Here is an 11,667-nt window from a genome sequence, read left to right as displayed (position 1 = left end):
GTCTTCCGTCCCCTGACAGGCCGCCCCGTGACATTTTAACTTTGCTGAGATCGAGACATCTCAACTTTGTTGCAACAGTGGGTATGGGGCTGGCCAAGCGTCGATGTGATCCGGCGACTCATCATCACGTAATCCAGGGCCCGCCCTGGCTCTCCGCATCAAGAGCGTCCTAGATCCCGCTTTTCGTTATCTTGCCTTGCGTGATGAGACGCGCACTGCGTTGCCCACCAAGATAGATCCACAACCAGTTCAGAGCGACGGCAAGGCGGTTGCGCAGTCCAATCAGAAAGAAAATGTGAGCAATACCCCACGTCCACCACGCTATGCGCCCCCTAAGCTTGATCCAGCCAAAGTCGACGATGGCAGCGCGCTTTCCGATTGTCGCGAGGTTTCCAGCGCTCTTGTACACAAACGGCTGTGGCACGTTTTTGCCCTGCAGGCGCGCCTTGATGACATCGACTAAGTAGCGCCCCTCCTGCTTCGCGGCCGGCGCAATACCGGGGACCAGCCTTCCATCCGCTCCTTCGACGTGGGCGGCATCACCGATCACGAAGATGTTTGAATATCCCGGGACTGTCAGGTCGGGCTCCACAAGAACCCGCCCTGCTCGATCCGCCGGCACATGCAGCCACTCTGCCGCAGGCGAGGCCGCGACTCCAGCCGCCCAGAGAATGGTCTTCGCCGGGAGAAATTCACCGTCAAGTTGGACCCCATCGTCTCCGCATTTGGAAACAGCGTGTCCCAGTTTGACCTCGACACCGAGATGCGTCAGCGCGCGCTGGGCATAATCTGACAGATCTTCGCTGAAACTGGAGAGAATGCGATGACCGGCCTCAATGAGGACGACACGGGCACTGCGCGTATCGAAATTGCGGAATTCGCCTCTTAACGTGTCCCGTGCGAGTTCAGCGATTGTACCTGCGAGTTCCACGCCAGTCGGCCCCGCGCCAACGACCACGAAGGTGAGGAATTTGGCGCGCTCGACCGCGTTCGTCTCCCATTCCGCCTGTTCGAACGCAGACAATATCCTCCGCCGAATCTTGGTGGCATCTTCGAGCGTTTTCAGCCCGGGGGCATATGGCTCCCATTCATCGTGACCAAAATACGCATGACGGGCCCCGGTCGCCAAAATCAGGGTATCGAAAGAGATCGGCGCCTCACCGTCCAACAAAACTTTCTTCTCCTGGGTGTTCACGCCAATGACGCTCCCCAACAACGTCGTGACGTTCTTGTGGCTGCGAACGAGATGGCGGACGGGCCACGCGATCTCCGAGGTTGCGAGCGAGGCAGTCGCGACCTGGTAGAGCAGCGGCTGGAACAGGTGATGATTGCGCTGATCGACGATCGTGATGCGCACTGGCAGGTCGGCAAGACCGCGTGCGGCTTCAAGTCCGCCGAAGCCTGCTCCGACGATCACGATATGGGGCACGGAAGGATCAATAGCCATATGGTCGGCCACGCATCAAATCCCCGTCAAATGATCGATGCAGGTCATTTTTTTGGAACCACAAGTGCAACCCAGATGACGCTTGGGGACGCGGGGCGCTTCCTGTTCGATTTGCTCCCATGCGTCCTCTGAAATCTGAGCGGGGTGCCGACGAAGATTATTCATGTCCTGCCTCCTTCTTCAAATATCCAATACCGAGTGAACCATTGCTGGGGCACGTGTTTGGCTGGGCACCTCGGGCGCCCGCGCCTCTTTCGCGTTCGATGCCGGCACAAAAAATAATGCTACAACACCCCGCACTCACATACCAACTCGCATGGCGTCTTGGTGGAGCTGTTACGATGCCACATGCGCAAAGGAGGCTAACTTAGCCAAGCTACTGACCCGGTGGCTCCAGAACGATCCCCTCAGCGCCGCGCAGATTCAATCGCTCATCAATCTGCTCGGCCTGCCGATCCATGAATGTCGACAGCAGAATACGTCCCTGCGCCATCAGCCAGATGGACGCTGCCCCAAAATTCAACACAACGATCGACCTCTGGCATTGATGCTCGCGCTCAAACACCAGAACATCTCCGTCAGCGCTCACGATCTTGCAGGTGCCGATCGCAAGCTCAGGCCGCGCGCGGCGCAGCGCGATCAACGCCCTGTACAGGTTGAGCATGGACCCGGCGTCCTGACGCCCAGTGGCGACGTTCGCAACGCCAAAATTCCGATTCAGCGGCAACCAAGGCGCGACAGTGCTGAAGCCGGCATACGGCGTCGAATTCCATTGCATCGGGGTGCGGCAGCCGTCACGGCCAAGACCGGGAACATTTTTCTCCCAAGGATCCCTCACCTGACCTGGCGCGATCTCAACCTGCGGCATACCGATCTCGTCACCGTAATACAGGGTGGGCGTCCCTCGGAGCGTCAGCAGCAGCATGGCTGCGGCGCGTGCCCGATCGTTGCCGACACGGCTTGCGATGCGTTGGCGGTCGTGATTGCCAAGCACCCAGTTTGGCCACGCCCCCGGCGGCAGCGCGGCTTCATAGTCGTCGATGAGCTTTGCGATGGCACGCGCATTCCACGGCGTCGAAATCAGCGCAAAGTTGAACGGCAGATGGGCGCCGGCCAGATCGCGTCCGTAATAGGCCACGAGCTTGTCCGGGGGCAGATAGATTTCACCGATCAGGACGCGATCGTCAAACTCGTCAATCACCTGCCGCAGTCCGGCAACGATGTCGTGAACTTCCGGTCTGTCGGTCGAATACAACGGAATGAGTTGCTGATAAGGCTGCTGCCCTTGCACGTAGTCAGGGCTCGGTGGATCGTCGCGCATCAGATCGTCCTTGATCAGATGCCACATCACATCGACGCGGAAACCATCGACACCACGCCGCAGCCAGAATCGCATCACGTCATGCATTGCGTGGCTAACATCGGGATTGCGCCAGTTCAGGTCGGGCTGGCTGCGCAGGAACGCGTGATAGTAATATTGCCCAGTGTACGCATCGAACTCCCAGGCGCTGCCGCCAAATTCGGACAGCCAGTTGGTCGGAGGATCGCCCTCGCCCTTGGGATCGTGCCAGATGTACCAGTCGCGCTTGGCGCTATTCCTCGAACTACGGCTTTCGGTGAACCATGGATGCTGGTCGGATGTGTGGTTGGGCACAAGATCGAGAATGACCTTCAATCCAAGGTTATGGGCGGCGGCCACCAAGGTATCGAAATCAGCCAGTGTGCCGAACAGCGGATCTATCCCTGTATAGTTCGAGATATCGTAGCCAAAATCCTCCATTGGCGATGGGAAGATCGGCGACAGCCACAGCGCATTGACGCCAAGTTCGCACAAATAGGGCAGCCGCTCGATAACGCCGCGGAGGTCGCCCACGCCGTCACCGTCTGAGTCCTGAAACGAGCGCGGGTAGATCTGATAGAGGATGCCCGACCTCCACCAAGGAAAGTTCTCATGCATGAGTCCCGCCGAATGGCCAATGTTTAAGCTGATCAATAATCTGCACATAATCGCAGAGGGAAGTCGTGGGCAGCATCCGCTTGAACCCGGTTCGTTCCAAGCCGATAATTCAGTTGATGAATCGTATTGTGCGATCGCGTGACATAAAACTCTCACATAGCAGCGCGGATCTTGGGCATGAGCTTCCGGATGTCACAGCGGCAACAACCACGCGGGCCGGCGCGATTCAGCCCGGACACCCGCCGCTGGACCGTCATGGTGATCGTGCTGATTGGCTCGCTCGGTGTTTATGCCGTCGAGCGCTGGATGCGGACGCCGGATACGCCGGTCTCTGGCAATGCGTTCGTGGCCGACGGTGACACGCTGACAATCTCCGGCACGCGGATTCGCCTCATCGACATTGATGCCCCTGAACTCGACCAGACCTGCTCTGACGCACAAGGTCGCGACTGGCCCTGCGGACGGCAGGCTTCGGCGCAACTGCGAAGCCGTGTCCGTGGTCGTGATCTGACCTGTCAGCCGAAATCGATCGACAAGTTTGGGCGCACGCTGGCGACCTGCACCCTTCCCGATGGCACCGACATCAATGCCTGGATGATCCAGCAAGGCTGGGCCGTGACATCGGGATTCGCGAACGTGTATGGCGCGCAGCAGAACGACGCGAAATCCGCCAAACGCGGACTTTGGGCGGGAACATTCATGCCGCCGCGCGAATGGCGGCACCAGCATCCGCGCACGGACGATCGTCGCAAGGAGTAATTGAGATCACGCGCCTCAGCTCGCTTTCGCCATGCATGGCTGCTCCCGCAGGTGCCGCTCGGTCGAGGCCGGGTATTTCCGCAACATCGCCGCCGGCCTGATCGGGCGCGGCACGAAATTGCCCCCACAATTCGGACATGCGCCCTTGAACACGGTGTCGGCGCAGGTTGCACAGAACGTACACTCGAACGTGCAGATCACGGCATCGCGGCTCTCCGGCGGCAGATCCTTGTCGCAGCATTCGCAGTTCGGCTTGAGTTTCATCATTGCGCTTCTCCCGTGTGCGGCTTGTCGAGCCTATGCGGCTGCCAGAGCGCGCGCAAGGCAGCCCAGCAGCGTCCCATGCTTGCGTCCGGAAGGCTTTTGATCTTTCCTGCGCCCAGAAAAACTGAGGAAACCCCAATGTCAAAGGCGCGAAGCGTTCAGGAATCTCGTGCCGCCGAGTCGGAGGTGCTCTATGCGGTCGACGACAATATCGCCATCATCGCGCTCAATCGCCCGGAGCGGCTGAACACGATCTCACGCCCGATGCTGGAGCAGCTCGGGCAACTGCTGCTGAAGGCAGATAACGATCCGTCCGTGCGTGTCGTCATCCTCACCGCGACCGGACGCGCCTTTTGCGCCGGGCTTGATGTGGCCAGTGCATCCAGCGGCACCGGGATCGGTTCACAGAATGACGCCGAAGGCGCGCGGACAACGCTGGATCTCAAGACCGCGCCGCCGACGATCCTCTTCAATATGGAAAAGCCGACGATCTGCGCGCTCAACGGCGCAGCGGCAGGCTATGGCATGGATACGGCACTGGGGTGTGACATCCGCATCATGGCCGAAAGCGCGAAGTTCGCTGCTGCGTTCGTCAAGCGCGGCATTGTGCCGGAGTCGGGCGGGACCTGGTTTCTGCCACGCATGCTCGGCTGGGCAAAAGCCGCCGAAATCATCTTCACGGGCCGCACGCTTTCGGCCCAGGAAAGCCTTGAGATGGGTCTGACCAATCACGTCGTCCCGGACGCCGAGTTGATGCCGCGTGCCCGCGCACTCGCCGCCGAAATCGCTGCCAATGCGCCGCTCGCAGTCCAGTCAGCCAAGCGCATGATGCGCGTCGGCCTCTCGGAAAATTTCAATGACCATGTTCACCACGTCTTCCTGCAACTGCTGCCTTTGATGCGAACGCAGGATTTTCGTGAGGGGCTGGCGTCGTTCCTCGAAAAGCGGCCGGCCGACTTCAAGGGACGCTGAGGCTGCTATCTTATGCCCAGTCGCTCGTCCCTGTTGCGCAGCCAGCGGATAGCCGGCAGTGTCAACAACACCATCAGGACTTTGCCGACGATCTGGCCCGCAAGAAACTCGAGGCTGCCAAACGCGAGCCAGAGGAACAGCAGGGAGTCCGCCACCAATCCCACAAAGCTGCTCGCTGCTACCGCAAGCACAAGCCCGCGTTTTTGCAATGGCGTGTAGACCGCGAAGTCAGCCAATTCCGACAGCAGAAACGCAACCGCCGACGCGACGACCAGCGGCGCAGGGGCCAATGCCGCAGAAAGTATGGTCCCTGCTCCGATCGCCGCCAGTCCGTAGGTGACACCGAGCCGCCGCTGTACGAGGTCACGCAGCACCAGCGCGAGACCCGCCATCAGCACACCGCTCGGCGCCATCAGGCCGCCGGGCGCAACCGGAATGAGACATGGACTGTCCGGCGGGCATATCGTGCCGACATGCTGGATCAGCCAGTTCGCGACCGGAATACAGGCGATGTAGGCCGCAAGAAATACAAAGCCTTCCGTGCGAAGTCGCTGCGTGAGTGTCATCGTGTTTCGGTCTTGGCTTTCTCGGCATATGCCGTCCAGCCCTTGGCGCGCAGGCTGCACGCGGGGCATTCGCCGCAACCATAGCCCCAGTCGTGCCGCGCGCCGCGCTCACCCAGGTAACAGGTGTGGGAGTGTTCAATGATCAGGTCGACCAGTCCCTTGCCGCCAAGTTCTTCTGCCAGCGCCCACGTGTCGGCCTTGTCGCGCCACATCAGCGGTGTGTGCAACTCGAACGGCCGTGCCATTCCGAGATTGAGTGCAACATTGAGTGCCTTGATAGTCTCGTCGCGGCAATCGGGATAGCCGGAGAAATCCGTCTCGCACATGCCGCCCACGATATGCGTAATGCCCCGCCGATAGGCCAGCGCAGCGGCAAAGGTGAGGAACACCAGATTGCGGCCCGGCACGAACGTATTGGGCAGGCCGCCCTCGCCCATCTCGATCGCCGTGTCGCGCGTCAGCGCGGTTTCGGATATCTCGCCGAGGGTTGGAATATCCAGCGTGTGGTTTTCGCCGAGCCTGGCCGCCCACTCGGGCCGCAAAGCGATCATGCCGTCGATCAGTTTCGCCCGGCTTTCAAGCTCCACGGCATGGCGCTGGCCATAGGAAAACCCAACCGTCTCGATGCGCCCAAAACGGGCCAGTGCCCACGCGAGGCAAGTCGCGGAATCCTGCCCGCCCGAGAAAAGTACCAACGCTGCGTTGTTTTGGCTCAATTCTGTCATGGATTGCACTTAGCATCCGGACATCGCCCCGCCAATTGTCTCCAGACCGGCGTTGCGGCATAGAGGGCAGAACCTGTTCAGCCCACGGTGCGCCATGCCCTCCTCCTCGGACGTATCCAAACTTCTCGACATCATGGCGGCGCTGCGCACGCCGAAAACCGGGTGTCCATGGGACCTGGAGCAGACGTTCGCGACTATCGCGCCCTATACCATCGAGGAAGCCTATGAAGTTGCCGAGGCGATCGCGCGCGGCGATCTCGATGACCTGAAGGAGGAACTCGGCGACCTGCTGCTTCAGGTCGTGTTTCATGCGCGGATGGCCGAGGAAAAAGGCGCCTTCGCGTTCGGCGATGTGGTGAACGCCATCGCGACCAAGATGATCCGGCGTCATCCGCATGTGTTTGGCGAGAAAGCCGGACGTATGACACCTGATGAGGTGAAAGGCCTGTGGCACAGTGTCAAGGCCGAGGAAAAAGCAGAACGTGCAGCGTTGCGCGGTGAAGTTCCCGACGCAAAGCCCGGTCTGCTGGACAGTGTGAAAAAGAGCCAGCCTGCGTTGGCCCGCGCCATGGATTTGCAGCGAACCGCCTCGACCGTCGGTTTCGACTGGAACGATCCGCGCGCGGTACTCGCGAAAATCCGCGAGGAAGCGGACGAAATCGAGGCGGCGCTGGATAGCGGCGATCAGTCGCATATTGCCGAAGAAACCGGCGATCTTCTGTTCGCTGTCGTCAATCTGGCGCGCCACGCCGGCGCCGACCCGGAAATGGCCTTACGCGCAACCAACGTAAAATTCGAGCGTCGTTTCGCCTATATCGAACGCACCCTTGCCGCACGCGGGTTATCGCTGGACGTTGCGACGCTGGCCGAGATGGACGCACTGTGGAATGAAGCGAAGAGCGCGACGTAGTTTCCGAGGCAAACTGCACTAGTGCGCGCTGGGCACAGCGCCGAACTTGGCAATGGTGATGTCGCGCTTGGTTTCATCGACGCGCACGGTCATGACATAGCGGCCATTCTCCATACGCTTGTCCAGCACCTCGGCATTCCGGTGCAGCCAGCTTATCCCGGCGCCGTCAGATGCATCGATGGAGAGATCGAGAGTCACCCGCGTCACGGCCAGACGGTCCTCGATGGCCACGAGCAGGGCATCGATGCCCTCCCCGGTCTGGGCTGACACCGGAAAGCACGGCCGCTCGGGTGGCCGGCGCGCAGCGATATTCGCGAGATTTGCTCGCTCTTCTTCATTGAAACGGTCGATCTTGTTCCAGACTTCCAGAATACGCTTACCGCTATCCGGATCGATCCCAAGCTGCCGCAGAACGCCTTCAACGTCATGCTGCTGGGCCTCGGCATCCTCGTGCGAAATATCGCGCACATGCAGGATGACGTCGGCCTCGATGACTTCCTCAAGCGTGGCGCGGAACGCTGCCACCAGCATGGTCGGCAAATCCGAGATGAAGCCGACCGTATCCGACAGCATCGCCTTGCCGCCATGTGGCAGCGTCAGCGCGCGCAAGGTCGGGTCGAGCGTTGCGAACAGCATGTCGGCGGCCTGCACGTCGGCGCGCGTCAATCGGTTAAATAGCGTGGATTTTCCAGCATTCGTGTAACCCACCAGCGCCACGACACGGTACGGCACCCGCTGCCGCCCTGCGCGGTGCAGCCGGCGTGTCGCCTGCACTTTCTTAAGTTCCGCCTCGATGCGAGAGATGCGATCGCCGATCAGCCGGCGATCGGCTTCGATCTGGGTTTCGCCGGGGCCGCCCATGAATCCAAAGCCGCCGCGCTGGCGTTCCAGATGGGTCCATGACCGGACGAGACGGCTGCGCTGATAATTCAGATGTGCGAGTTCGACCTGCAACGTGCCTTCGCGGGTCTTGGCGCGGCGGCCGAAAATTTCCAGAATGAGTCCGGTGCGGTCGAGCACCTTGGCATTCCATTCCTTCTCGAGGTTACGTTGCTGGACCGGCGAGAGCGCGCAATCCATCACCACCAGGTCGACCTCGTTGGCCTTGATGAGGCCAATTATCTCCTCGACCTTGCCTTTGCCGAGATAGGTGGCTGGACGGATTTCGCTTAGCGCCGCGAGGATCGCTTGCGCCACGGTGAGATCGATGGCACGCGCCAAACCCGCAGCTTCTTCAAGCCGCGCGTCAGGATTGCGTATTCCATGGGGTACCGCCGTCGCGTCGGGATCACCCCGCCGCACGCGCTTGTAAGGACCGATGACCAGCACCCGTCCTGTATCGCCCCGCGCCGCCTTTGGCCGGTCGGCGCCCCCGTCGAAGTTCCGGGGTTCCAAACTAGTTCAATCTCAAGCTGGCGCGTCCTCGCCGCCTTCGAACAACTGGATTGGAGCGCCCGGCATGATCGTCGAGATCGCATGCTTGTAGACAAGCTGCGAGTGACCATCGCGCCGAAGCAGCAGACAGAAATTGTCGAACCAGGTGACAATACCCTGCAGCTTCACTCCATTGACCAGAAAGATCGTCAGTGGCGTTTTGGTTTTGCGAACGTGATTGAGGAAAGTGTCCTGTAGGTTTTGTGCGCGGTCTGCCGCCATTTTCTTATCCCGCATTATTGTTTTTGGGCCCGACCTGCCCTCTTCGGGGCGTGGTCTGGCTGCCGGCGTCCCTGAGATCCCCCTCCGGGTGCTGCAACGCGATTAAAAGGCACGCCCGGTTGTTAGGCAAGGCCGCGGTACCCGGCTAGGCGGCCAGAGGGCGGAAAAACTTACGAAAATACTGAAAATCGGTGGAATTCTTCCCGCAAACGCATGGAAATGGAGCCAGGCTTGCCATCCCCGATGCTGCGGCCGTCGATCCGAACCACCGGCATGACAATCTGGCTGGACGCGGTGACGAAGGCTTCAGCCGCCTCGTAGGCCTCGGCCGGGGTGAAGGGCCGCTCCTCGAACTTGATCTGGAGCGCCGCCATCGCCTCCGCCAACACCGCCCGTGTGATACCGGCAAGAATGCCGCTCTCAGCCGAACGCGTCACCACCTTGCCGTCTCTGGTCACGATCCATGCGTTGCTCGATGACCCTTCAGTGACATAGCCATCGCCATCGACGTACCATGCTTCGTAAGCGTCGTTCTCGCGCGCCTGCTGCTTCGCCAGCACGTTGGGCAACAGCGAAACGGATTTGATATCCACTCGCGGCCAGCGATTCTCGGGAACGGTGATCACACCGATCCCTTTCGCCGCCGTGTCCTGATTTTTCTGGAAGTTGAGACCGCGCGCCGTAACCACCATCGCCGGTTTGACGGGCTTGACTGGAAACGCGTGATCGCGCCGGGCCACGCCGCGCGTCACCTGCAAGTAGACGATACCATAAGTCACGCGATTGCGCCGCACGGTTTCGTGGATCACGATTTCAAGCGCGGCCAGCGGCATCGGCATGTCGATGCGCAATTCGCGCAGCGAGCGCTGCAACCGCGTCAGGTGGCGCGGCATATCGACAACCTTGCCGCCCCTGATTTCGCAGACCTCGTAGACGCCATCAGAGAACTGATAGCCGCGGTCTTCGATGTTCACACTGGCGTCCCGCATGTCGCGGTACTGGCCGTTCACATAAGCAATGCGGGACATATGTTAGCCTACACCCAGCGCCTTGAGCTTGCGATGAAGGGCCGAACGTTCCATGCCGACAAACTCAGCAGTGCGCGAAATGTTGCCCGAGAAGCGGCTGATCTGCGCGATCAGGTAGTCGCGCTCGAACACCTCGCGGGCCTCGCGCAGCGGCAGGCCCATGATGTGCTCGCCGTTATTACCTGTGGGCATGGCCGGGATCATCGAGCCGACATCCTGCGGCAGCATGTCGGCGGTAATCGCCGCTTCAGCATCGCCGCCTGCCAGAATCATCACTCGCTCGACATTGTTGCGAAGTTGGCGGACGTTGCCCGGCCAGACGTGCGATTGCAGTACCGCCATGGCGTCCTCTCCGATCCGCCGCTTCGGCAGGCCGGTGGCGGACGATATCTGATCCATGAAATACTCGACGAGTTCGGGAATGTCCTCCCGCCGCTCCGACAAGGGAGGGACGCGGATCGGGACAACCGACAGCCGATGATAAAGATCCTCACGGAACTTTCCCTCGGCTATCTCGGCTTCAAGGTTACGCGCCGTCGACGACACAATGCGAACATCGACGCTAACCTTGGTGGTGCCGCCTGCCCGCTGAAACGTCTGATCGACCAGCACGCGCAAAATCCTGTTCTGGGTTTCGCGCGGCATGTCTGCTATCTCGTCGATAAACAACGTGCCGCCGTGGGCTTCTTCGAGGGCGCCGGGCTTGCGGCCAGTCTCGCCGTCGGACAGTTCGACGCCAAAGAGTTCGACTTCCATGCGCTCCGGCGTGATCGCCGCGGCGTTGATGACAACGAACGGCCCGTCGGCACGGCTGGACATTGCATGAAGCGTGCGCGCGGCAAGTTCCTTGCCGCCGCCCGATGGTCCCACGATCATGATGCGGCTGTTGGCCTTGGCTGCGCGATCGATGGTCTGGCGCAACTGGTTCATGCAAGGCGAGCGGCCGATCAGCGTTCCCGACGATGGCGCATGCTGCTTGAGTTCACGCACCTCGCGCTTGAGACGCGACGTTTCCAGCGCACGGTTCGCCACCAGAATCAGCCGATCCGCCTTGAAGGGTTTCTCGATAAAATCGTAAGCGCCCCGCTTGATCGCGGCGACTGCTGTCTCGATGTTGCCGTGGCCCGAGATCATCACGACCGGAACTTCGGGATGGTTCAGCTTGATCTGCTCGAGCAATTGCAGACCATCCAGCTTGCTGCCCTGAAGCCAGATGTCGAGAAAGATCAGGTTCGGCCGGCGGCTCGAAATTTCCGACAGCGCGGAATCACTGTCACGCGCAGTACGCGTCTTGAAACCCTCGTCGTCGAGAATACCCGCGACAAGATCCCGAATATCAGCTTCGTCATCGACGATCAAAATATCATTCGCCATGAATCACGC

13 protein-coding genes are annotated in these 11,667 nt (G+C 60.5%); 3 read left to right on the top strand and 10 right to left on the bottom strand.

The genetic code is table 11. The features are described 5' to 3' along the window. Positions 1–169: 169 nt before the first annotated feature. The 3 genes from AC1Q6J_RS16970 to AC1Q6J_RS16960 form a co-directional block, all read right to left on the bottom strand. Positions 170–1,447 (bottom strand): NAD(P)/FAD-dependent oxidoreductase, encoded by a 1,278-nt coding sequence (locus AC1Q6J_RS16970; protein ID WP_492280388.1) that lies wholly within the window; start codon positions 1,445–1,447, stop codon positions 170–172. A gap of 15 nt (positions 1,448–1,462) precedes the next feature. Beyond that, on the bottom strand, positions 1,463–1,612 hold the full coding sequence (locus tag AC1Q6J_RS16965; RefSeq protein WP_492280384.1) for an encapsulin: 150 nt from the start codon (positions 1,610–1,612) through the stop codon (positions 1,463–1,465). Positions 1,613–1,823: 211 nt separating this feature from the next. Next, positions 1,824–3,404, bottom strand: coding sequence for an alpha-amylase family glycosyl hydrolase (locus tag AC1Q6J_RS16960; protein WP_492280383.1), 1,581 nt, complete (start codon positions 3,402–3,404; stop codon positions 1,824–1,826). A 177-nt stretch (positions 3,405–3,581) separates the two neighbouring features. Here AC1Q6J_RS16960 and AC1Q6J_RS16955 point away from each other — a divergent pair, with 177 nt between their 5' ends. After that, a complete protein-coding gene (locus AC1Q6J_RS16955) occupies positions 3,582–4,163 on the top strand; it encodes a thermonuclease family protein (RefSeq protein ID WP_492280382.1) in 582 nt (193 codons plus the stop codon). A gap of 15 nt (positions 4,164–4,178) precedes the next feature. On the opposite strand, the gene AC1Q6J_RS16950 is transcribed toward AC1Q6J_RS16955, so the two are convergent. Continuing rightward, a complete protein-coding gene (locus AC1Q6J_RS16950; protein WP_492280381.1) occupies positions 4,179–4,430 on the bottom strand; it encodes a DUF1272 domain-containing protein in 252 nt (83 codons plus the stop codon). Between the two features lie 135 nt (positions 4,431–4,565). On the opposite strand from AC1Q6J_RS16950, the gene AC1Q6J_RS16945 reads away from it, so the two are divergent. Then, positions 4,566–5,399: an enoyl-CoA hydratase/isomerase family protein gene (locus tag AC1Q6J_RS16945; protein ID WP_492280380.1), complete on the top strand. Its 834-nt coding sequence runs from the start codon at positions 4,566–4,568 to the stop codon at positions 5,397–5,399. 5 nt (positions 5,400–5,404) lie between these two features. On the opposite strand, the gene AC1Q6J_RS16940 is transcribed toward AC1Q6J_RS16945, so the two are convergent. Continuing rightward, entirely contained in the window at positions 5,405–5,965 is a 561-nt protein-coding gene (locus AC1Q6J_RS16940) for a VUT family protein (RefSeq protein WP_492280379.1), read from the bottom strand. Continuing rightward, positions 5,962–6,690, bottom strand: coding sequence for a 7-cyano-7-deazaguanine synthase QueC (gene queC / locus AC1Q6J_RS16935; protein ID WP_492280378.1), 729 nt, complete (start codon positions 6,688–6,690; stop codon positions 5,962–5,964). Before queC ends, AC1Q6J_RS16940 begins: the two co-directional genes overlap by 4 nt. Before the next feature lie 94 nt (positions 6,691–6,784). Here queC and mazG point away from each other — a divergent pair, with 94 nt between their 5' ends. Next, a complete protein-coding gene (mazG, locus tag AC1Q6J_RS16930) occupies positions 6,785–7,600 on the top strand; it encodes a nucleoside triphosphate pyrophosphohydrolase (RefSeq protein ID WP_492280377.1) in 816 nt (271 codons plus the stop codon). Positions 7,601–7,618: 18 nt separating this feature from the next. Here mazG and hflX read toward each other — a convergent pair whose 3' ends face one another. From hflX to ntrX, 4 genes are all read right to left on the bottom strand, one after another. Further along, a complete protein-coding gene (gene hflX / locus AC1Q6J_RS16925; protein ID WP_492280376.1) occupies positions 7,619–8,995 on the bottom strand; it encodes a GTPase HflX in 1,377 nt (458 codons plus the stop codon). A gap of 12 nt (positions 8,996–9,007) precedes the next feature. Next, positions 9,008–9,256, bottom strand: coding sequence for an RNA chaperone Hfq (hfq, locus tag AC1Q6J_RS16920; protein WP_006020546.1), 249 nt, complete (start codon positions 9,254–9,256; stop codon positions 9,008–9,010). Positions 9,257–9,426: 170 nt separating this feature from the next. Then, positions 9,427–10,284, bottom strand: a complete 858-nt coding sequence (locus AC1Q6J_RS16915; protein WP_492280375.1) for a D-amino-acid transaminase — start codon at positions 10,282–10,284, stop codon at positions 9,427–9,429. A gap of 3 nt (positions 10,285–10,287) precedes the next feature. Further along, positions 10,288–11,658 (bottom strand): nitrogen assimilation response regulator NtrX, encoded by a 1,371-nt coding sequence (gene ntrX / locus AC1Q6J_RS16910; protein WP_492280374.1) that lies wholly within the window; start codon positions 11,656–11,658, stop codon positions 10,288–10,290. Between the last annotated feature and the right edge of the window lie 9 nt (positions 11,659–11,667).

This window comes from Afipia sp. MLSD5-FHT05B12 (assembly GCF_058793355.1).
This window is presented reverse-complemented; position numbering and strand designations above follow the sequence as displayed.

Coding starts and splice junctions, on each gene's coding strand:
- AC1Q6J_RS16950 (WP_492280381.1), bottom strand. CDS start 4,430: ATGATGAAACTCAAGCCGAACTGCGAATGCTGCGACAAGGATCTGCCG.
- hfq (WP_006020546.1), bottom strand. CDS start 9,256: ATGGCGGCAGACCGCGCACAAAACCTACAGGACACTTTCCTCAATCAC.
- AC1Q6J_RS16965 (WP_492280384.1), bottom strand. CDS start 1,612: ATGAATAATCTTCGTCGGCACCCCGCTCAGATTTCAGAGGACGCATGG.
- AC1Q6J_RS16915 (WP_492280375.1), bottom strand. CDS start 10,284: ATGTCCCGCATTGCTTATGTGAACGGCCAGTACCGCGACATGCGGGAC.
- AC1Q6J_RS16960 (WP_492280383.1), bottom strand. CDS start 3,404: ATGCATGAGAACTTTCCTTGGTGGAGGTCGGGCATCCTCTATCAGATC.
- AC1Q6J_RS16955 (WP_492280382.1), top strand. CDS start 3,582: ATGAGCTTCCGGATGTCACAGCGGCAACAACCACGCGGGCCGGCGCGA.
- AC1Q6J_RS16970 (WP_492280388.1), bottom strand. CDS start 1,447: ATGGCTATTGATCCTTCCGTGCCCCATATCGTGATCGTCGGAGCAGGC.
- ntrX (WP_492280374.1), bottom strand. CDS start 11,658: ATGGCGAATGATATTTTGATCGTCGATGACGAAGCTGATATTCGGGAT.
- AC1Q6J_RS16940 (WP_492280379.1), bottom strand. CDS start 5,965: ATGACACTCACGCAGCGACTTCGCACGGAAGGCTTTGTATTTCTTGCG.
- queC (WP_492280378.1), bottom strand. CDS start 6,690: ATGACAGAATTGAGCCAAAACAACGCAGCGTTGGTACTTTTCTCGGGC.
- AC1Q6J_RS16945 (WP_492280380.1), top strand. CDS start 4,566: ATGTCAAAGGCGCGAAGCGTTCAGGAATCTCGTGCCGCCGAGTCGGAG.
- mazG (WP_492280377.1), top strand. CDS start 6,785: ATGCCCTCCTCCTCGGACGTATCCAAACTTCTCGACATCATGGCGGCG.